Below are 22,517 nucleotides of genomic sequence, written 5' to 3'. Positions count from 1 at the left end.
AGATTATGAGCTTTCGCGTAGAACTTGCTGTCCTATCCGAACAAAAGCAGTTTTGCCGTTTTGGTTTAACTTTGCATAACCTTACCGAGCAATCACTCGACAACTGGCAACTGCAGTTCATCATTGATCGCTTTATCTTGCCTGATAGCTTCACTCATGGAGAAATCAAACAAGTTGGTAGTTTCTGTACCGTCAAACCTGACATACAAGTTCTTGAAGCAAATCAGCACTACTACTGTGAGTTCAGCATTAACACTGCCCCTCTTCGCTTTTATACAGACGGTCTAAAAGACGCGGTCATTATCGCTAATGATGGGCAAGAGAAGCATCAGGTGCTCCTCACCCCGATAGCTCTTGCCTCACCATATCGTGAACGCGCTGAGCTACCTAGTGTTGATAGGCCTGAAATTGCGCTAATTCCAAAGCCAAATAAGGTCGAGCTATTTGATGGTAAGTTCCAACTGACTCGCTCTAGTCAAATTACTTTGCAAGCTAATCTAGCCGAGAAAGCCGCAACATGGCTGCAGCTTGAGCTAGAAAGGCTGTTTGATTTTAAAGCTCAAACCATAGGTCATAGCGAGATTGTTTATCGAAATAATCCGACTCTTGATGAAGGTGAGTACCAACTTACGGTGAGTGGCGCGGGCGTTCGACTTGAAGCAGGCTCTCGCTCTGGTTTTGTTCATGCCAGCGCAACCTTGTTGCAATTAATTGAGCAAGATGAAGACCACAACTTATCTCTCCCGTGTATTAAAGTCGTTGATGCGCCACGTTTTAAGTATCGCGGCATGATGTTGGATTGTGCTCGCCACTTTCACTCAGTTGAGATGGTGAAGCGTTTAATCAATCAACTCGCCCATTACAAATTTAATACCTTCCACTGGCACCTAACCGATGACGAAGGATGGCGTCTGGAAATCAAAGCGCTACCAGCGTTAACCAAGACTGGCGGCTACCGCGGAGTTGGGACGGCGCTTGAACCTCAGTACAGTCACCTAGCTGACACCTATGGCGGTTATTACAGCCAAGAAGAAGTCAAAGAAGTGATTGCTTACGCGGACGAACGCGGGATCAACATAATTCCAGAGATCGATATTCCAGGTCACTGTCGTGCGGCGATCAAGTCTTTACCTGAGCTATTACAAGATCCGAATGATCGTTCTCAATATCGCAGTATTCAGCACTACAACGACAATGTGCTCTCGCCAGCCCTTGCTGGCACTTACGAGTTCCTCGACAAGGTTTTGCAAGAAGTTGCTGAGCTATTCCCCTCCCCTTGGGTTCATATTGGTGCCGATGAAGTACCTGATGGCGTATGGCTAGAAAGCCCAGCCTGTCAGAAATTGATGCAAGAGAAGGGTTATCAGAGCGCTAAAGAGCTCCAAGGTCATCTTCTAGGTTATGCGGAGAAAAAGCTTCGCTCACTGGGTAAACGCATGGTGGGCTGGGAAGAAGCTCAACACGGCAATAAAGTGAGCAAAGACACTGTCATATACTCTTGGCTCAGTGAAGAGGCTGCTCTCAACTGCGCTAAACAAGGCTTTGATGTCATTTTACAGCCGGGTCAATCGACTTATTTAGATATGACCCAAGACTACAGCCCAGAGGAACCTGGGGTCGATTGGGCAGCGGTTATCCCTCTCGAAAATGCTTACCGCTATGAGCCATTAGCGCAAGTCCCTGATAACGACCCAATAAGAAAACGAATTTTGGGTATTCAGTGCGCACTATGGAGCGAAATCATCACACAGCAAAATCGCATGGATTACATGGTTTTCCCAAGGCTCACTGCCATGGCAGAAGCTTGTTGGACAGAGAAGTCCGAACGAGATTGGGAAGACTATTTAGCACGGTTAAAAGGTCATTTACCTTTACTCGACAGGCAAGACATTAACTACCGTCAACCGTGGAAATAACACTGGAGCGAATGGTGAGCATTCGCGGTTTTCACTAGCTTAAATTTTTGGCTGCTAAAATGGCAGCTTGGTAAAAAGGAAATCAACATGAAATACGGCTATTTCGATAACGACAATCGTGAATACGTCATCACTCGACCAGACGTACCTGCGCCATGGACTAACTACTTAGGCACAGAGAAGTTCTGTACTGTCATCTCGCACAATGCAGGGGGTTACTCATTCTATAACTCACCTGAATATAACCGTGTTACCAAATTCCGTCCTAACGCAACTTTTGATCGCCCGGGTCACTATGTTTACCTGCGCGATGATCAAACTGGCGATTACTGGTCAATCTCATGGCAGCCGGTGGCGAAAAGCTTAGATGAAGCAAGCTATGAAGTGCGTCACGGTTTGTCATATTCAAAGTTCAAGTGTGATTACAACGGCATCGAAGCGACAAAAACGCTCTTTGTACCAAAAGGCGAAGATGCGGAAGTTTGGGATGTTGTGATTAAAAACACTTCTGATAAGCCACGTACTATCAGTGCCTTCTCATTTGTTGAGTTCTCATTCAGCCACATTCAGTCTGACAATCAGAACCACCAAATGTCACTGTACTCAGCAGGAACTGAGTACAAAGATGGCGTGATTGAGTATGACCTGTACTACAACACCAACGACTTTGAAGGCTTCTACTACCTAGCCTCTACATTCGACCCTGACTCATACGACGGTCAACGTGATAGCTTCCTAGGTCTATACCGTGACGAAGCAAATCCAATTGCCGTTGAACAAGGTAAATGTACCAACAGCGCGCAAACTTGTTACAACCACTGTGGTTCGCTACACAAGCAGTTCACCATCCAACCTGGCGAAGAAGTACGCTTTGCTTACATTCTAGGTATCGGTAAAGGTAATGGCGAACGTCTACGTGAAAAGTATCAAGACCTCGCGAATGTCGATGCTGCGTTTGCAGGCATTAAAGCGCACTGGGACGAGCGCTGTGCTAAGTTCCAAGTCAAATCGCCGAACGAAGGCTTAGATACTATGATCAACGCTTGGACTCTATACCAAGCTGAAACCTGTGTGGTTTGGTCTCGCTTTGCTTCTTTCATTGAAGTCGGCGGACGTACTGGTCTGGGCTACCGAGATACTGCTCAGGACGCGATTTCAGTCCCACATTCAAATGCGGCAATGACACGTAAACGTCTTGTTGATCTTCTACGTGGTCAAGTTAAGGCTGGTTACGGTCTACACCTATTTGATCCTGATTGGTTCGATCCTGAAAAAGCAGATGTTGAGCCTTCAAAATCTCCAACCGTAGTTCCGACACCATCTGATGAAGATAAGATCCACGGCATTGAAGATACTTGTTCAGATGATCATCTATGGCTAGTTCCTACCATCTGTAAGTACGTGATGGAAACTGGCGAGCATAGTTTCTTCGAGGAAGTCATTCCTTACGCTGACGGCGGAGACGCATCAGTTTACGAGCATATGAAAGCCGCACTCGATTTCTCGGCGGAATATGTCGGTCAAACCGGTATCTGTAAAGGTTTACGTGCCGACTGGAACGACTGTCTAAACCTAGGTGGCGGTGAATCCTCGATGGTTTCATTCCTCCACTTCTGGGCTCTGCAAGAGTTCATCGACCTGGCCAAATACTTAGGTCGCGATGCAGATGTAGAGAAATACACCGAAATGGCGGCCAATGTTCGTGAAGCGTGTGAAACGCACCTTTGGGATGATGAAGGTGGCTGGTACATCCGTGGCCTGACCAAAAATGGCGATAAGATTGGTACTGCACAACAGACCGAAGGCCGTATCCACTTAGAGTCTAACACTCTTGCCGTTCTATCAGGCGCGGTATCGCAAGAGCGCGGTGAAAAAGCGATGGATGCGGTAGATGAGAACCTATTCTCAGAATACGGTCTACATCTTAACGCCCCTTCATTTGCAACACCGAACGATGATATCGGCTTTGTCACCCGTGTATACCAGGGCGTAAAAGAAAACGGCGCTATCTTCTCGCATCCAAACCCGTGGGCGTGGGTAGCTGAAGCGAAACTTGGTCGTGGTAACCGCGCAATGAAATTCTACGATGCGCTCAACCCATACAACCAAAATGACATCATAGAAAAGCGCATTGCTGAACCTTACTCATACGTGCAGTTCATTATGGGACGTGATCACCAAGATCATGGTCGCGCTAATCACCCATGGTTGACGGGCACTTCGGGCTGGGCTTACTTCGCGGTAACCAACTTCATCTTAGGTGTACGTACCGGTTTTGATGGCTTAACCATAGATCCATGTATTCCAACTGACTGGCCTGGCTTTGAAGTCACTCGTCAGTGGTTAGGTGCGACATACAACATCAAGGTCGAAAACCCAAACTCAGTAAGCAAAGGGGTCAAGTCGATCACGGTTAACGGACAAGCAGTGACAGGCGCTGTTCCAGTTCAAGCGGAAGGCAGTATCAACGACGTTGTGGTTGTTCTTGGTTAACGCCAGCAATGAGCCTCTTTCGAGAGGCTCTTTTACTTAAAGGATTATCACTATGATTAAATTTGGAACAGGTGGCTGGCGCGCATTCATTGGCGAAGAGTTCACTAAAGACAATGTTCGCTTAGTGGCTCAAGCTCTGGCCAACATCATCAATCAAGAGCAAGTGGCTGAAAAAGGATTCGTAATTGGTTACGACCGTCGCTTTTTATCAGATAAAGCAGGTCGCTGGTTTACAGAGGTTTTAGCTGCAAACGGCATTACCGTCAGCTTTATCGACAAATTCGTTCCAACGCCAATTGTGATGTTTAAGGCCAAAGAGATGGGCTGCGCCTACTCTGCCTGTATCACCGCTTCACACAACCCAGCCGACTACAATGGTATCAAAGTCTTTATTCAAGGCGGGCGTGACGCTGATGAAATCATCACTGAAAAGATCGAAACGCAAATTAGCCAGCTAAGTGCTGAGCAGGTTAAGTCGGTTGATTTCGACCAAGCGGTTGAAGACAAACTGATCGATGTCATCAACCCAATGAACGAGTTTGTCGATTCGATCATTAACTTCATCGACATTGAATCAATTAAGAAAGCCAACTTGCGTGTTTTGATCGACCCTATGTTTGGTGTGGCAAAAAACGCGCTGCAAACTGTGCTGATTAACGGCCGTTGTGATGTCGATGTGATCAATGATGGTAAGAACCCAGATTTTGGTGGTTTGATGCCTTCACCGAGTGCCGCGACCTTGTATAGGCTAAAACACCTTGTGGCCGCCGAAGGGTACGACATTGGTATCGGAACCGATGGTGATGCTGACCGTTTAGGCATCATCGATGAAAAAGGCCACTTTATTCATCCTAACGAAGTGCTGATCCTGCTTTACTACTACCTACTAGAGTACAAAGGCTGGAAAGGTTCCGTGGTTCGTAATATTGCCACTACGCATATTCTCGATAAGATCGCCGCTGATCATGGTGAGAAATCATTTGAAGTGCCGGTAGGCTTTAAACATATCAGTTCACAAATGGAAGCCGATGATTCGCTGATTGGCGGTGAAAGTTCTGGTGGCCTTACCATCCGTGGACACATCAAGGGTAAAGACGGCGTTTTCGCCTCTAGCCTATTGGTTGAAATGATCTCTGTGACTGGCAAGAAACTGTCAGAGCTACTGGATGAGATATATGGCAAGTATGGCTATGCCTATACCGCTGAGGGAGACTGTACCTTTAAACCAGCCCAAAAAGAGGTGCTCTACAATCGTATTTACGTTGAAAAACAATTGCCTGATTTTGAGTTTGAGATAGATAAGGTGAGCTATGAAGATGGCGCTAAGGTCTACTTCAAGAATGGTGGTTGGGTAATTGCGCGCTTCTCGGGTACAGAACCACTACTACGTATCTTTGCAGAAATGGCAGACAAAGAGACCGCCGAACAGGTCGTACAACAAGTTAAAGCGTTTTTACAACTCTAATTAACTGAATTCACTTCCCTATAGGTGAATACAATTAGCCCGGCGACTAAGCCGGGCACTTTTTTAGCTAGAAAGCGAGCACACCTTGGGTCTCAACCTTAACCGACACCTGCTGGCCTATGGTCAGAGGCTCTGCTGAGCTTGCTAATAATCGACTACCACTAGCATCAATCACATAACGGCAGTGATCACCCATAAACTGTTGTTCTAGCACAGTGACTGTACTCTCTTCAGCCGCGCTGATCTGCACATGCTGAGGTCGAAGCAGGAGCTCACAATGATCGCCAATTTGAATATGCTGCTGCGCAGTGGCTTCAACCAAGCCTAATTCAGTTTCAAACTGAGACTCAGAAGAACGCTTAGCCGTTAAGTAGCTACCACCACCCAAAAAGTCTGCCACAAACTTGCTTGATGGTTGATAGTAGAGCTCACTTGCTGTGCCATACTGTTCTATCACGCCATGATTCATCACAGCCATCTTGTCTGCAAAGGCAAACGCTTCTTCACGGCTGTGAGTAACGAATATCGCCGTTACCCCTTGCTTCTTAAAGATCTTGCGGATCTGAGCAATAAGCTCATGACGCACTTGAGTATCAATGTTTGAGAACGGCTCATCGAGCAGTAAGAGATCTGGCTTATACGCCAAAGAACGTGCTATTGCGACGCGCTGTTGTTGACCACCAGAGAGTTGGTGAGGATAGCGCTCACCATAACCATCCAAGTGGACCAAGGCTAGCATCTCTTCAACTTTAGCTTTTTGCTCACTAAGCGATAGTTTACGTAGACCAAAAGCAACATTCTCAGCCACCGTTAGGTGAGGGAACAGCGCGTAATCTTGAAAAATCATACCGATGTTACGCTGCTCTGGTGGGAGCCAATTCGCTCCATCATCAATAGTCATACAGTTCAGGCTCATAGTGCCCGAGCTTAAAGGCAGCAAACCAGCAATCGCTTTGAGCAGAGTTGTTTTACCGCACCCACTCGCCCCTAATAGACAAACAATTTCACCTTGCTCAACTTCTAGCGATAGCGACTCAAGCACTGTCGTTTGCTCATCGTATTTACACGTTAAGTCTTTGATTGATAATGCACAGCTCATTAGTGGGAATGCTCCAGTGAACGGTTAACAATAACTAAAGGCACTAAGCCGACCAAGACCAATAGAACGGCGGGCATTGCCGCTAGTTCTAGATGCTCGTCAGAGGCAAAGTTATAAACATAGGTGGCTAAGGTTTCAAAGTTGAAAGGACGCAGCAGCAAGGCTGCATTAAGCTCTTTCATTGACTCGATAAACACTAATAGTCCCGCGATTAAAGCCCCTCTACGTACCAGTGGTAAGTGGATGCGCCAAAGCATGGCATTGGCGCTGCACCCCATGGTTCTTGATGCCATGTCCAGTGAAGGAGAGACTTTACTTAAACTGCTTTCAATACTGCCGATAGCAACGGCTGAGAAACGCACCACCATGGCAAAGATCAACGCAAACATGGAACCAGAAAAAATTAGCCCAGGTCTGCCCCAGTCCATAAACTTAGCAATGTCATTGACTAAGTGGTCCATGAATAGCACCGGAACCATCACGCCAATAGCAAGCACCGTTCCTGGCACCGCGTACCCCATTGAGGATAAGCGCATAAATGCGAGGCTCTTACGCCCAGGATTAACGCGTTGGCAGAAGTTAACAATCAGTGCGACCACAACACCAATCACCGCAGCAGTGAGCGAAACATACAAGCTATTGAGCGCATACTCGCGAAATTCCGCCGTCCAGCTTTGAGCGAAGTATTTGTACGCATAGATAATTAATTGGCCTAGCGGGAAGATAAAGGCAACACAAACAAGCCCCCAGCACCAAGATAAGGCTAGCCATTTTTTCCAACCTACTAACTGATAACGGAAGTCTTCTCGGCTACTAAACTGATTTTGAAACAGTTTTTGTTTACGGCGACTATAGCGTTCTGAGCTAAGTAATAGAATCACGACAACCAACATTATCGCTGAGATTTTCGCTGCGGCAGTTAAGCTTGAGTAACCAAGCCAAGTGTCATAGACCGCTGTGGTTAAGGTATTAACTGCGAAATAGCTGACCGTACCAAAATCACCAATGGTTTCCATTGCCACCAGCGAAAGTCCGACGGCAATAGACGGTCTGACTAAAGGTAAAGAAATACGGCGAAAGCTCTCCCACGGCGAGCACTTCAGAAGTCGCGCCGATTGGAGCAGAGAAACGTTTTGCTCCATAAATGCTGCGCGGCATAGCAGGTATACGTAAGGATAAAGCACTAAGGCGAGAACAATAATCGCGCCAGTTAAAGTTCGAATGTCTGGAAACCAATAATCACCTGGTCCCCACCCGGTCAAATCACGCAGTAATATTTGCACAGGCCCTGCAAAGTCGAACCAATCTGTAAAAATGTAACCTACGATATAACCAGGCATCGCAAGAGGAAGCACCAGCGCCCATTGCAAAACGCGCTCACCAGGGGTACGGCACATCGCCATTATCCATGCGGAAGGGATACCAAAAAGAAGAGACAGTGCCATAGTACCGGCGACTAGAACCACGGTATTAAATGCGTAAGTCGGCATTACCGTTGACATCAAATGAGTAAAAAGCTCATTGGTTTCGCCAACAGCAGTCATGAATATCGCTAAGATCGGCAAAACCAGTAGCAAAGCGAGCGCTCCGCTACTGGTTTTCCATAAATAATTTTTTTCTTTCATCGCCTACTTACAACCAGGATTTATGAAATATAAATGCGTTTGCAAATACCTCTCATATCCCTTTAATAGTTTAGGGTATTTATACCCTTATAAACAAACAACCTCAAGTAACCCTACAAAAAGAGCGACTTGAGGCTGTGCTTATTTAATGAGTCTATGACTCACCAAAAACTATTATAGGTCGAATTTAACTTCGTCTAGTAGTTTGATCGCAGCTTCATGGTGGCTAGCAACATCATCTAGAGAAATAGTATCTGGCTTGAAATCACCCCAAGACGCAACCAGTTCAGAACGCTTAACGCCATCTTTTACTGGGTACTCGTAGTTCACTTCTGCGTACATGCTTTGCGCTTTATCACCTGCTAGGAACTCCATAAGCTTCACTGCATTCTCTTTGTTTGGAGAGTACTTAGCCATCGCCATACCAGAGATGTTTACGTGTGTACCTGTTGACTTCTGGTTAGGGAAGTTGATGTAAACGGCATCAGCCCAAGCTTTTTGCTCTGCATCGTTAACCATCTTGCCTAGGTAGTAGCTGTTACCAAGAGAAACGTCACATAGACCTTCTTTGATTGCTTTAACTTGAGCACGGTCGTTACCTTGTGGCTTACGTGCTAGGTTAGCTTTAACGCCTTCTAACCACTCTTTCGTTGCCGCTTCGCCTTCGTGAGCAATCATTGCAGATACTAGAGATACGTTGTATGGGTGCTTACCGCTACGAGTACAAATTTTGCCTTTGAATTCAGGCTTAGCTAGATCAGCGTAAGTGAAATCTTCACCTAGACGACCAACACGATCACGTGAAGAGTAAACGCTACGAGTACGAGTTGTTAGAGCAAACCACTCATTGTCAGTATCTTGGTACTGAGCTGGAATGTTTTTCTCTAGAACTTCGCTTTCAACAGCTTGAACTAGGTTCTTCTTAGTCAGTTCAGATAGACGGCTAATATCTACAGTTAGAATCACGTCTGCTGGGCTGTATTCGCCTTCCTGAGCTAGCTTCTCTGCTAGACCTTTCTTAGCAAACTTAACGTTTACTTTAATACCAGTCTCTTTAGTGAACTCGTTGAACATTGGCTCAACTAGGAAAGGTTGACGGTAAGAGTATACGTTCACTTCTTCTGCAGCGATTGCCGCTGTAGGTGCGATTGTCGCGCAAGCTAATGCAGAAAGAGTCAGCAGTTTTTTCATTGGTTCAGTCCTTTAACTTCGTAATGATAACGTTTATCAGTTGCGTTATTATATTCATCATAGTTTAGAAAACAATGACACGAAACAAAAAAACCTGCTCTAGAGAGCAGGTTTTTGATACTTTTATTTGTAACTATATGTAACGTCACATCTAGTGTAATTACTTCACTGTTACGAATTCTGGATAAGCGCCGACACCACAATCGTGCATGTCCATACCTTCCATCTCTTCGTCTTCTGAAACTCGGATACCAATTGTCGCTTTAAGCACAGCCCATACCACTAGACTTGCACCAAATACCCAAGCAAAGATTACCGCGGCGCCTAGAAGCTGTGCACCAAATGTTGCATCACCATTGCTTAGTGGCACAACCATCAGACCAAAGAAACCACATACACCGTGCACTGAGATAGCACCTACAGGATCGTCAATCTTAAGCTTGTCTAGACCGATAATGCTAAATACCACTAGCGCGCCAGATACTGCACCAATTGCTACTGCGTAAAGTGGTGAAGGCGATAGAGGGTCAGCCGTGATAGCGACAAGACCTGCCAATGCGCCGTTAAGAATCATAGTAAGGTCAGCCTTACCCCAAGTTGTTTTACAGACAAGTAGCGCTGCAATGGCACCCGCTGCTGCTGCTGCGTTGGTGTTAAGGAAGATTTGACCCACTGCAGTTGCATTCTCAAAATCAGAGACCATTAGCTGAGAACCACCGTTGAAGCCGAACCAACCGAACCATAGGATAAAAGTACCAAGCGTTGCTAGAGGCATGTTTGAACCTGGAATTGGGTAGATTTCACCGTTCTTACCATATTTGCCTTTACGCGCACCTAGAAGTAGAACACCTGCTAGTGCGGCTGCTGCACCTGCCATATGAACGATACCTGAGCCTGCGAAGTCACTAAAGCCCGCTTCTGATAGGAAACCACCGCCCCAAGTCCAGTAACCTTCCATTGGGTAGATAAACGCTGTTAGTACCGCCGAGAAGATAAGGAAAGACCATAACTTCATACGTTCAGCAACAGCACCTGACACAACTGACATGGCTGTAGCAACAAACACAACCTGGAAGAAGAAGTCTGACTCTAGCGAATGGTCAGCGCCCTCTCCTTGAGTACCAATCAGTGCGCCAAATGATGGTAGCCAACCGCCTTCACCATTATCAACATACATGATGTTGTAACCAACGATCAGATACATAGTACAAGCGATCGCGTATAAACAGATGTTTTTAGTTAGAATTTCAGTAGTGTTCTTTGAGCGAACCAGACCCGCTTCTAACATGGCAAAACCTGCTGCCATCCACATTACCAACGCACCCGAAATGAGGAAGAAAAAGGTGTCTAGTGCGTAACGTAATTCTGTTACTGTAGTTGTTAATTCCATCTTATTGTCTCCAGTCCTTTGAATTCTTAAAGCGCTTCAGCGTCCATTTCACCGGTACGAATACGCACCGCTTGGCTGAGGTCATAAACGAAAATTTTTCCGTCTCCGATTTTTCCCGTGTGCGCTGCTTTTGACACCGCCTCAATCACTCGGTCAACGTTTTCTGCCTGAGTCGCTATTTCAAGTTTCACCTTAGGTAGAAAGTCGACTTGGTATTCTGCACCACGGTATAGCTCAGTGTGACCTTTCTGACGGCCAAAACCCTTAACCTCTGATACTGTCATCCCTTCAATACCAACATCGGCTAGGGCCTCACGAACATCGTCTAATTTGAACGGTTTAATAATCGCATTTATAAGTTTCATCGCATCCTCTCTGAAGCTGTCATCCTTTTGTTTATTAGTAATCCAAGGTGCGTGCCAACTTGTTAAGTTATTGATTTAAATAAAAACAAGCAATAAACATTGCTCCATAAACAAAAAGGGCGCACCAATTCGGTGCGCCCTATTCACAAATTTAAAGCAAGCCTAAGATGACTCACCACAAAAGTGCATTACTTGGTCGTAAGGAAGGTCTTCCACTGTTCAATAAGATCTTCAAAATCTTCCAGTCCGCAGCTTGCTGTACTTTCACTGTCATAAAAATCAAACTCACTCTCTGCGTCCATCTCTTGACCATGAGCAAGCACATTCTCTTGAACCGTTACTTCATCACCTTGAATCATCAGTAAAATTTCAGTGCCTTCTAAGCTATGCTCTTGTTGAGGATTAGATCGTGCCTTGCGAATTAGATCATCAACGCGCTCAATTTTCTGCCAATCCTTGCCAATTTCTTCCTGCAGCCAGCGTGCAACAATTTCGTGCCCCATACTGGACTTCACATAGTATTCGCCCATTAAAGTGTTTCTAATAAACTCGAATTCCATAGGGCGCCTCTTGTGGTTCTGTCTAACTTAATGGGCGGGAGTATACAGGGTAGAGAGTCGGGAAGCGAGATGCTGGAGAGCTGGAGAGCTGGAGAGCTGGAGAGCTGGAGAGCTGGAGAGCTGGAGAGCTGGAGAGCTGGAGAGCTGATTTATTATATCTCTTAAGGAACAACTCCTATCAACACCCACCTCCAGTAGGACGAAGTCCGTTCCAGTTTTCTAGCAGCGAAGCGATCTAGATTTCCTAGGGGCGCTCCCACAAAAAAGCGCCCACCTTTCGGTGGGCGCTTAGTCATCTATTCAGTGTTCCAGAGCTAATTATGCAGGCTCTTGAAAAATAACCTCATCCGCCTTCTTGGTGTAATCTTCCATCTTATGGAAGTTCAAGTAGCGGTAGGTATCTGCTGCTGTTGCATCGATCTGCTTCGCGTACTCTAAGTACTCTTCCTTAGTTGGAATCTTACCTAGAATTGCACCTACAGCCGCTAGCTCTGCTGAAGATAGGTATACGTTCGCACCAGTACCTAAACGGTTAGGGAAGTTACGTGTCGATGTAGACATGACTGTCGCTTTATCTGCCACACGTGCTTGGTTACCCATACATAGTGAACAGCCCGGAGTTTCGATACGAACACCCGCACGACCGTAAATGCCGTAGTAGCCTTCTTCGGTTAGCTGATCACGGTCCATCTTCGTTGGTGGCGCAACCCATAGTCGAGTATCTAACTGACCACCAAATTGCTCTAGTAGTTTACCTGCCGCACGGAAGTGACCAATGTTAGTCATACATGAACCAATGAACACTTCGTCGATGTTTGTGCCCTGAACTTCAGATAGAAGACGAGCATCATCTGGGTCATTTGGTGCACATAGAATCGGTTGATCGATATCAGCCAAGTCGATTTCAATCACATGAGCGTACTCTGCGTCCGCATCTGCTTCCATCAACTCAGGGTTCGCTAGCCACTCTTCCATCGCTGTAATACGACGCTCGATTGTACGGCGGTCACCGTAACCTTCCGAGATCATCCACTTAAGCATAGTGATGTTCGAGTTTAGATACTCTTCGATTGACTCTTGAGATAGTTTCACGGTACAGCCAGCTGCTGAACGCTCTGCTGATGCATCTGATAGCTCAAACGCCTGCTCAACAGTTAAGTGCTCAACACCTTCAATTTCAAGTACGCGGCCAGAGAATTCGTTGATCTTACCCGCTTTCTCAACCGTCAATAGACCTTGCTGAATTGCGTAGTAAGGAATCGCATGAACTAAATCACGTAGCGTGATACCCGGCTGCATTTCACCTTTAAAGCGAACCAAGATTGATTCAGGCATATCAAGTGGCATAACACCTGTTGCGGCTGCAAATGCAACGAGACCAGAACCTGCAGGGAATGAAATACCTAATGGGAAACGAGTATGCGAGTCACCACCTGTACCTACTGTATCAGGAAGAAGCATACGGTTTAGCCAAGAGTGAATAACACCATCACCCGGACGCAGTGACACACCGCCACGGTTCATGATGAAGTCAGGTAGCGTATGGTGAGTGTTTACGTCTACTGGTTTTGGATAGGCAGATGTGTGACAGAATGACTGCATCACTAGGTCAGCCGAGAAGCCAAGACACGCAAGGTCTTTTAGCTCATCACGCGTCATTGGACCCGTTGTATCCTGAGAGCCTACTGTTGTCATCTTAGGTTCGCAGTATTGACCAGCGCGAACACCTTCAACGCCACATGCTTTACCGACCATCTTCTGAGCTAGTGTGTAACCCTTATCTGACGCAGACGGATCAATTGGTTTAGCAAACAGATCCGTTTCTTCTAGACCAAGAGAAGTACGAGCACGGCTTGTTAGGCCACGACCGATGATCAATGGAATACGTCCACCAGCGCGTACTTCATCAAGCAATACCTTGCTCAGTTCGAAGTTCGAGATCTCTGCGCCGTCTTTACGTACCACACCTTCATATGGGTAGATATCAATCACATCACCCATGTTCATGTCTTGAACATTTAGCTCGATTGGTAGTGCACCTGAGTCTTCCATCGTGTTGTAGAAGATTGGTGCAATCTTGCCACCCAAACAGATACCACCGGTACGTTTGTTTGGTACAAATGGGATATCTTCACCCATGAACCAAAGTACAGAGTTAGTTGCTGACTTACGTGAAGAACCCGTACCAACAACGTCACCCACATATGCTAGTGGAATGCCGTCTTTTTGTAGCTCTTCGATTTGTTTGATAGGACCAACGCTTCCTGGCTCGTCAGGATTGATACCATCACGTTCCATTTTCAGCATCGCTTTGGCGTGAACTGGAATATCTGGTCGAGACCAGGCATCTGGTGCTGGAGATAAGTCATCGGTGTTTGTCTCACCAGTAACTTTAAATACTTTAACGGTGATTTTTTCAGCCACTTTCTCTTTCGAGGTAAACCACTCAGCATCAGCCCATGACTGAAGAACTTGCTGTGCGTATGTGTTACCTGCTTTTGCTTTCTCTTCTACATCGTAGAAAGCATCAAACATCAGTAGCGTGTGTGAAAGTGCTTTAACGGCAATTGACGCGAGTGCGTCATCATCTAGCAAATCAACCAATGGAGCGATGTTGTAACCGCCCTGCATGGTACCAAGCAGTTCTGCTGCTTTTTCACGGCTGACTAGCGGCGAGTCCACTTCACCTTTAGTCACAGCCGTAAGGAAACCTGCTTTTACGTAAGCAGCTTCATCAACACCTGGTGGGATACGATTCTCTAGTAGGTCAAGAATAAATGCTTCTTCACCTTGAGGTGGGGTTTTAAGAAGTTCAACTAGGCCGGCAACTTGCTCAGCATCTAGTGGTTTAGGAACAACTCCTTCAGCAGCACGCTCTTCGACGTGTTTACGGTAGGCTTCAAGCACGACTTTTTCCTCTCATTGCGGTTCCTCCCTCTTATGCTATTTATTCAAAGAATAAGGGAGTGAACATCCTTGGAAACTTGGCTCTCCTTGCCATATTTTTCATTCAATGCTGACTGAGAAACAGTGCCGAGAGGCCAAACTGTGGGCGGTAGAATAGCAAATTTAACGTTAAATTAAAATCTCATCATTTTGACCAACATAGCAACTTAAGACTAAAGTTCTATGATTTTGCATGTCAATTCAGCCAATATCCCACTCATTAAGAACGGGATATTGTGGTGGCCAATGAAGTTCAAGTTACTTAAATGTTGTGCCAATAATTAGATAAACCGAATCAAAGTTCTGCTCAGTACGGCCATAACCAAACATTATTGGTCCTATCGGAGAGTCCACCCCCGCGAACACTGAGCCAGCGGTATACAAAGGCGCATCATCAATACCAAGATCAGGGTCCGACCAAACACCACCATGCTCTAATGAAGCACCAACATAGAATGGTGAAGTGAACAATCCAAAGTCATTGTCAAACCAACGATAACGATAAACGAGGCTACCAAATACTTTATTCTGCCCAATCAGACTGTTACGTGGAATACCCGATAAATTTAGAAAACCACCGATTTCTTTAGGATCAATCGGGACGGATGAGTTTTTATTGTTTACAAAACCAAGGTCAATATTTGCGACCAAAGTATGGCGAGAAAATGTATGCGCAGCGATCACTTTTGCCCCAAACTCATAGGCGGTATCTTCCTCGTAGACTCTCTCTGTCTCAATCGTTCCGCCAACGCTTTCATCATGTGAAATCAAGTAATCGAGATTAAGATAGAGTCCTTTGCGCGGTAAGCTGTAGTTATCTAAAGTATCTATTCGATAATTCGCAAAGACACCTAGGCGTTTAAAGTCTAAGTCCAAATAAGACGGTAGGGTCGACAACTCTCCTTCACCATCAACATATCTTGCACCAACTTTAAAGCGTCGCCATAGCGTGTCTTGATAGCCAAGCGCCCACTCTGCAACCCACTCGTTGTAGGTTAAAGGGAAATAGTTTTTGGTAGCATCGAGCGTTGTGTCTTCGAAACCTGAATCCGGCACATTTCGCTTTTCGCTGTTAAAGGTAATACCAAAGGTTGTAAAGGCTTTCTGGCTTGAGAAAAATGGCGTATACAGCTGAGCCTCAAATAACTTATCAGTACCAATTTCAAAATTGGTTCTTAACTCTGCACCATAATCATTAAGGTCGGTAAAGTTGCTCGAAACACCCAACGAGTACTGGCTATCGGTGCTAAAGTCATCTTCTAAAAAGAAGCGAAAATTAACGTAGTTAGGGCCCCATGATTTCTCATTAACATCAACAATTAGCGTATCTTGACCATCAACGACATCATAACGGTACTTAATAAGCTCAAAACGATCTAAAGCATACAAGTCTTGAACGCTTTGTTCGACCTCAGACAAGCTGTACTTATTGCCTGATTCTAAATTTAACCGTTGTTCAAGCAGCTCATCGGCATAGTGAGTATTGTTGTTGATCACAACGTTCTGGACGGTAATTTCGTCTCCGTATCGCAGCTTACGACGCACCTCTTCTTTATGGTCAACGTACTTTTGATATTGCGCTGATGAGAGACTGTATCGCTTTAGTAGCTCTTTGCTCTCCATAGTTACCTGATAGCCTTTATTGAATGCTTCAGGCATTTTCACAAATTCAGTCGTTTCCATCTCACCCACTTCAGGGCGTAAGTATAGGTCTTTCTCGGTGAGCAGTTCAGCTTGCTGATTGGTCGTGTTGCGAACTAGGTAATTGGAGAGCTGATCGGCAACGGTAAACAGTGTGGTAAAGTCTTCTTTATCTTTGTACTCAGTACTGATATCAACCGCAATAACAATATCCGCACCTAAATCACGTGCAATGTCGACTGGCATGTTATTGGTGACACCACCGTCGACAAGTAAGCGACCTTCAAGCTCATACGGCGGTAATGCACCCGGCACTGACATACTCGCCATCATGGCATCAACCAAGTAGCCATGATCAATAACCACAGGTTCGAGCTCAATGATATCTGTCGCCACAGAGCGATAAGGTATGGCGAGTTCATCGAACGACTCAAAAGGGGGTAAGTTGCCAGCGGTTTCACGCAGTAACTTCAACATCCCCTGCCCCTGAACGATGCCACGCTTACCATGTATTTCGCCCCAGCTTAAGCCAAGATCGGTGGTGAGTTGGTATCTGTCTTCGTACTCTTTGTCTTGAACTTTGCGTTGACTGCGATCAACCCGATCGCGGTAACCACTATTCCAGTCAACCGTATCAATAAAGGACTCGATTTCGTCGGCACTCATACCTGTGGCGTATAAGCCACCAACATATGAGCCCATACTCGTACCAGTGATGATGTCGACGGGAACTCTTAGCTCTTCCAGTGCTTTTAATACGCCGATATGCGCGGCACCTTTAGCGCCACCACCCGCTAAAACAAGGGCGACTTTAGGTCTGACTTCTTGTTCCGTTTCAGGCTGAGCGACCGCACTAAATGCAACACTTCCGATGACACATGCTAGGAAGCCAACGAGTTTTCTCACAATTCGAGTTCCTTTCTGGGGCTTATATTGTGTTTATACTGTCAGACATTATCGCCGTAAAGTATTAATATTCAACACAATGATTACTACCAACTAAATAATTCTTTTATCCATTGTTTGGGTTGATTCTCGCACTGTTTTTTCAGACTGCCGCCAACATCCCACACCGGTAATTTAAACTGATTAGAACAATCAAGATCTAAACTACCCTGCGCTGTTTTCGCAAAACCTAAAGTGCTGACACCTTGCGGCCAAGGCAGGGTTAATTTCTCTGGAATTCGATGCTTTAGATACTCAGCGTAAACTCTCAATGCGCCACTAGAGCCTGTCAGCTTAGTCGGTTTGTTGTCATCTCGACCTAACCATATGGTAGTCACCTCGCGCCCATCAACACCGACAAACCAACTGTCACGGGTATCGTTACTGGTGCCTGTTTTACCTGCTAGTGCAGCCCAGCCAAATTGGCTATTAAGGTAACGCCCCGTCCCTTCAAGTACCCCACGCTTCATCGCATAAGTGGTCAGCCATGCCGCTTGCTGATCAACGGTTTGTGACACTCTTGGCAGTGACTGATACAAAACATTACCGTCTAAATCGATGACTGAACGGAGCGCGGACAACCTAGCCTGCTTACCTGAGTTGGTCAGGGTTTGATACATCTGTGCCACTTGGAATGGCGTCAGTGTGAATGAGCCAAGGAACATCGACGGCACAGGGCGAATTTCACTTTTATCCACGCCTAACTTTTCTAAGGTTTTAACTACGCTAGGTATGCCTACTTGCATCCCTAGTTCAACAGTTGGCACATTTAATGACTTGGCTAAGGCAATATATAGCGGAACATCACCACGGAATTTACGATCATAATTACGCGGCGACCAAACGTTACCTTTACTGCCCTTTAAACTGATTGGCTTATCATGCAAAGTCGTCGCGAGGTTGTATTTCTCCGGCTGCTCAAGCGCGGTTAAGTAAACTGCCGGCTTAGCCAGAGAGCCAATTTGACGACTGGCATTTAGCGCGCGGTTAAAACCGTCATAGCCCGTGCGTTTACCACCAACCATAGCGCGAATTTCTCCGCTATGGCGATCAACGGCGACAGCGGCACCCTCTAAAGACCTACCCGCAACGCTAGCAAGTTGCGGGATTTTCTTCGCTATAGCCTGCTCGAGTTCATGCTGAGAAACAGGGTCTAGTGAGGTAAAGACTTTCAAGCCAACATCTGACTGGAAAGCTTCGCCCACTTTCTCTCTCAGCTCAATTTTCAACTGTTGGAAGTACGCAGGCTGACGACTGGCTATCTGTGGATTATCTTGAATATCCAACGGTCGACTGGCGGCCATATCATACTCATTCGCAGTTAGCGTACCCTGTTGCATCATCAATCTTAGTACTAAGTCACGTCGCTTTTTGGCACGCTCTGGGAAACGGATTGGATTGTAGTATGAAGGACCTTTCACCATACCAACTAACAAAGCCAACTGATCGATACGTAACTCTTGAATAGGCTGACCGAAATAAAGCCGAGCCGCTAAGCCAAAACCATGAATTGCCTGACCGCGGCTTTGCCCTAGATACACTTCATTAAGATACGCCTCTAAGATCCGATCTTTGCTGTAGCGGTGATCAAGAATTAGAGCGATATAAGCTTCGCGGATCTTACGCCACAATGTTCGGTCGCTTGATAAAAATAGGTTTTTCGCTAACTGCTGAGTAAGGGTACTTCCCCCTTGAACCGTTCGCCCTGCCTTAACATTCACTATTAGTGCACGAGCTATCGCTAATGGTGACACACCATCGTGATGATAAAAATCACGATCCTCAGTAGCCAGTAAGGCATCGATCATCACTTCTGGAAATTGCACACGTTTAACAAATAGCCTTTGCTCATCATGGTTTTTCTCAAGCATTCCTAACATCTTAGGCTCAATACGCAGATAACCGAGATCACCTTTGGTCTCTAACGATTGAATCCGCTCAAGATTATTTTTCGAGAAGTGGAGCATCACGCGACGATCTGGCTCAGGACCGTCACTAAACTCAAACGGACGACGTATTAGCTCGATCTTAGTTGACGATGATGAATACTCACCGGGATAACGGGGTTGGCGCACCTTACGATAGTTAAGTACATCCAGCTCATTGCGCACCTCTTGGATGGTAATCGAATCCCCTGGCGCTAGGTTAAGAATACGTGCGTAAACCACTGTCGGTAGGTCGAAAAGCTGTCCTTCAAAGCGCTGTTTCACCAGTGTATCAAGATAGATGCCGACCACCAGCAACACAGCGATACCGGCTAAAGCAAGCTTCCAGCTCAAGCTCCAGATAGCCTTTAACCAAGAACGCTGTGGCTTCTTGTTCGGGCTCCGTTTTGGGGATTTAGTCGCGCGTTTACGCACAGGCTTACTGGTTGTCTTTTTAGTGCCTGCCGACGTTGATTTCTTGGTCATGAGTTTAGCTGTCTTTTGGTTTTCGTTGTCGCCACATGGTTAGCTGGATCGTCCGGCCAAACGTGCTTGGGGTAGCGCCCTTTCATCTCTTTCTGCACTTCTTTGTAAGCGCCACGCCAAAAGCTCGCCAGATCTCGCGTTACTTGCAGTGGTCTTTGCGCAGGAGAAAGTAGTTCTAGCACCAAACGCTTCCTACCCTGAGCAATTTCAGGCGAAGCCTGTTCACCAAATACTTCCTGCATCCGTACCGACAAGACTGGATCCTGCCCTTGCTGATAGCGAATTTTCTTATTGCTGCCCGTTGGCACTTGGTAATGTGTTGGCAGCCACTTGTCTATCTCTTGATTTAGCGGCCAGCCTAGATAAGCCAATAGCGCCGCGCTTAAATCCACCTTTGCCAATGCCTTTACTGAACCTACACCATTTAGGTAAGGCTCTAACCAATCAGACAAGTGATTCATTAGCCCTGCTTCATCTAACTGGGGCCACTCTTGTTCCGGCAACCATTCCTGCCCGCATCGCATACGTTCTAAGAGCTCAACGCTTTGCGGTGTCCAATTTAATACTGAAAGCCCTTTACGTTGAACGAAGTTAAGTAAAGCTTGCGTCATTTTTTCGCGTGGCGGTTCAGGCAGCGCTTTTCTCCCAATAACTAAGCGGCCGAGTTTTGTCTGACATTCAGCAATCAGACGACCTTTTTGCTCATCCCAATCAACCAATTCTATTGATGTAAACAGCTCTGGTGAACGCTGCTGCAGCGACGCAAGATCAAGTTCCAAGGCAGAAAATATTTGTGAGGATTCCGATTGACCGCGCATCAAGTCAATCACGACAATATAATCGCAAGCAGCGAGTCTTTGACTGTCTTCTAGCTGCGCCCCATGCCCATTGGCAAGTAAGAAACGTCCTAGTTGATTGGTACGAGCCTGAGCAATTCGATCAGGGAAAGCGAGCGCCAACAAACAGGCAACGGATGACTCGTCGATGCTAGTCAGTGAGAAATCGCTACCGATGCGCTTGGCAATGGTCCGTGCGCGCTCAATCACCAGTTTTTGCTTGCTGTGTTTACCCAGCTTTAAACGGTGCACACTGTGCATAAAGTCCAATGTGTTACGTTCAGGCTCCTCCAGAAGAGCGATAACTGCCGCAGCGGTCTCGCTTGAGTCTTTCGCTTTGGCAAGCATAGCGCAAGCTCTAGGCTCCAATCCCAACTTCGCGGCCAGTTTACCGGCTTCAGTTAACTGACCTTTTCTGTCTAATAGTCCAAGCTGCACAAGCAAGGCTCTGGCTTGATTTATCGCGCTTTCGGGCGGTACATCTAACCAACTTAAATCAGCAGGCGTTTGCGCTCCCCACTGAGCAAGCTCCAATACGAGATTGGACAAATCTGAATGCAATATTTCCGGTGAAGGCACATAAGGCTGTTGATTGAGCTGTCCTTCAGAATACAACCGCACACAAATACCAGGCTCTAAACGCCCAGCACGTCCCGATCTTTGCTCTGCAGATGATTGAGCAATCCGAGTTTGTTCTAAGCGAGTGACACCACTTTTCAGATCAAATTTCGCTACGCGCTCATAACCTGAGTCAACAACCAGTCTAATCCCTTCAATGGTCAGTGAGGTTTCTGCAATATTGGTGGCCAATACAACTTTTCTCTCGCCATTTTTAGCCGGTTGGATTGCGGCTTGCTGCTGCGCAAAGTCTAGCTGCCCATAGAGGGGACAAATCTGAACATCACTCGCTAGATGCTGCAACCGCTCTTCAACACGTTTGATTGCCACCACTCCCGGTAGAAAAGCCAATAAAGAACCGGATTCGTTTTCTATCAGCGAGGTGATCTGCTTCGCCATCTGATCTTCTAAGCGTTCATTTGGCTTAGCGGGGACATATCGGTGCTCAACTGGGAAGCTTCGGCCTTGAGATTCAACGTATTCAGCGTCAGGCAACAAACGAGATAGAGCGAGTTGATCTAATGTCGCTGACATCACTACTAATTTAAGATTATCGCGCAGCGCTTCTTGGATCTCCAAACAAAACGCGAGCGCAGTATCAGCATGAATACTGCGTTCATGAAACTCATCAAAGATCACCAGATCGACGCCGGTCAATTCCGGATCGGATTGAATCATGCGAGTCAGAATACCTTCGGTCACCACTTCCAACTGGGTCTGTGGACTGGTTTTATTTTCTCCACGAACACGATAACCCACTCGCTGTCCAACCTGCTCTCCAAGCTGATCGGCAAGGTAACGGGCAATATTACGCGCGGCGAGTCGCCTCGGCTCCAGCATAATAATCTTACGTTTAACCACATTGTGCTTAATCAGTTGCAGCGGAAAATGGGTTGATTTACCCGCACCTGGGGCTGCTTTAAGAATGAGCTGTGAATTGTTGCGCACACCAGAGATGAGCTCTGGCATCACGCCCTGAATAGGCAATTGTGACAAAGGAGAAACCTTGTGGTGTA

13 protein-coding genes are annotated in these 22,517 nt (G+C 46.3%); 3 read left to right on the top strand and 10 right to left on the bottom strand.

Annotated elements, in window-relative coordinates; all coding sequences use genetic code 11:
* Nucleotides 1–5: 5 nt before the first annotated feature.
* The 3 genes from IX91_RS02390 to IX91_RS02380 all read left to right on the top strand — a co-directional run bounded on the left by IX91_RS02390 (nucleotide 6) and on the right by IX91_RS02380 (nucleotide 5,874).
* Nucleotides 6–1,916: a beta-N-acetylhexosaminidase gene (locus IX91_RS02390; RefSeq protein ID WP_004742640.1), complete on the top strand. Its 1,911-nt coding sequence runs from the start codon at nucleotides 6–8 to the stop codon at nucleotides 1,914–1,916.
* Between the two features lie 87 nt (nucleotides 1,917–2,003).
* Nucleotides 2,004–4,409, top strand: coding sequence for a GH36-type glycosyl hydrolase domain-containing protein (locus IX91_RS02385; RefSeq protein WP_004742639.1), 2,406 nt, complete (start codon nucleotides 2,004–2,006; stop codon nucleotides 4,407–4,409).
* Between the two features lie 52 nt (nucleotides 4,410–4,461).
* Nucleotides 4,462–5,874: a phosphoglucomutase/phosphomannomutase family protein gene (locus IX91_RS02380; protein ID WP_004742638.1), complete on the top strand. Its 1,413-nt coding sequence runs from the start codon at nucleotides 4,462–4,464 to the stop codon at nucleotides 5,872–5,874.
* Nucleotides 5,875–5,941: 67 nt separating this feature from the next.
* On the opposite strand, the gene IX91_RS02375 is transcribed toward IX91_RS02380, so the two are convergent.
* From IX91_RS02375 to hrpB, 10 genes are all read right to left on the bottom strand, one after another.
* Nucleotides 5,942–6,973, bottom strand: a complete 1,032-nt coding sequence (locus tag IX91_RS02375; RefSeq protein WP_004742637.1) for an ABC transporter ATP-binding protein — start codon at nucleotides 6,971–6,973, stop codon at nucleotides 5,942–5,944.
* Nucleotides 6,973–8,598, bottom strand: a complete 1,626-nt coding sequence (locus IX91_RS02370) for an ABC transporter permease (RefSeq protein WP_004742636.1) — start codon at nucleotides 8,596–8,598, stop codon at nucleotides 6,973–6,975. Before IX91_RS02370 ends, IX91_RS02375 begins: the two co-directional genes overlap by 1 nt.
* 174 nt (nucleotides 8,599–8,772) lie before the next feature.
* On the bottom strand, nucleotides 8,773–9,789 hold the full coding sequence (locus IX91_RS02365; protein ID WP_004742635.1) for a Fe(3+) ABC transporter substrate-binding protein: 1,017 nt from the start codon (nucleotides 9,787–9,789) through the stop codon (nucleotides 8,773–8,775).
* 160 nt (nucleotides 9,790–9,949) lie between these two features.
* Nucleotides 9,950–11,179 carry an ammonium transporter gene (locus IX91_RS02360; RefSeq protein ID WP_004742634.1) on the bottom strand — a complete coding sequence of 410 codons (1,230 nt, stop codon included), beginning with the start codon at nucleotides 11,177–11,179 and terminating at the stop codon, nucleotides 9,950–9,952.
* A gap of 26 nt (nucleotides 11,180–11,205) precedes the next feature.
* Complete coding sequence (glnK, locus tag IX91_RS02355) at nucleotides 11,206–11,544, bottom strand: P-II family nitrogen regulator (RefSeq protein ID WP_004742633.1); 339 nt, start codon at nucleotides 11,542–11,544, stop codon at nucleotides 11,206–11,208.
* A 188-nt stretch (nucleotides 11,545–11,732) separates the two neighbouring features.
* Entirely contained in the window at nucleotides 11,733–12,104 is a 372-nt protein-coding gene (locus IX91_RS02350) for a YacL family protein (RefSeq protein WP_004742632.1), read from the bottom strand.
* A gap of 318 nt (nucleotides 12,105–12,422) precedes the next feature.
* Complete coding sequence (gene acnB, locus IX91_RS02345) at nucleotides 12,423–15,011, bottom strand: bifunctional aconitate hydratase 2/2-methylisocitrate dehydratase (RefSeq protein WP_004742630.1); 2,589 nt, start codon at nucleotides 15,009–15,011, stop codon at nucleotides 12,423–12,425.
* 297 nt (nucleotides 15,012–15,308) lie between these two features.
* On the bottom strand, nucleotides 15,309–17,597 hold the full coding sequence (locus IX91_RS02340) for a patatin-like phospholipase family protein (protein WP_004742629.1): 2,289 nt from the start codon (nucleotides 17,595–17,597) through the stop codon (nucleotides 15,309–15,311).
* Nucleotides 17,598–17,683: 86 nt separating this feature from the next.
* Complete coding sequence (gene mrcB / locus IX91_RS02335) at nucleotides 17,684–20,047, bottom strand: penicillin-binding protein 1B (RefSeq protein WP_004742628.1); 2,364 nt, start codon at nucleotides 20,045–20,047, stop codon at nucleotides 17,684–17,686.
* Nucleotides 20,044–22,497 carry an ATP-dependent helicase HrpB gene (gene hrpB, locus IX91_RS02330; protein ID WP_004742627.1) on the bottom strand — a complete coding sequence of 818 codons (2,454 nt, stop codon included), beginning with the start codon at nucleotides 22,495–22,497 and terminating at the stop codon, nucleotides 20,044–20,046. Before hrpB ends, mrcB begins: the two co-directional genes overlap by 4 nt.
* Nucleotides 22,498–22,517: the final 20 nt, after the last annotated feature.

Source organism: Vibrio tubiashii ATCC 19109, from assembly GCF_000772105.1.
Taxonomy (GTDB): domain Bacteria; phylum Pseudomonadota; class Gammaproteobacteria; order Enterobacterales; family Vibrionaceae; genus Vibrio; species Vibrio tubiashii.
This window is presented reverse-complemented; position numbering and strand designations above follow the sequence as displayed.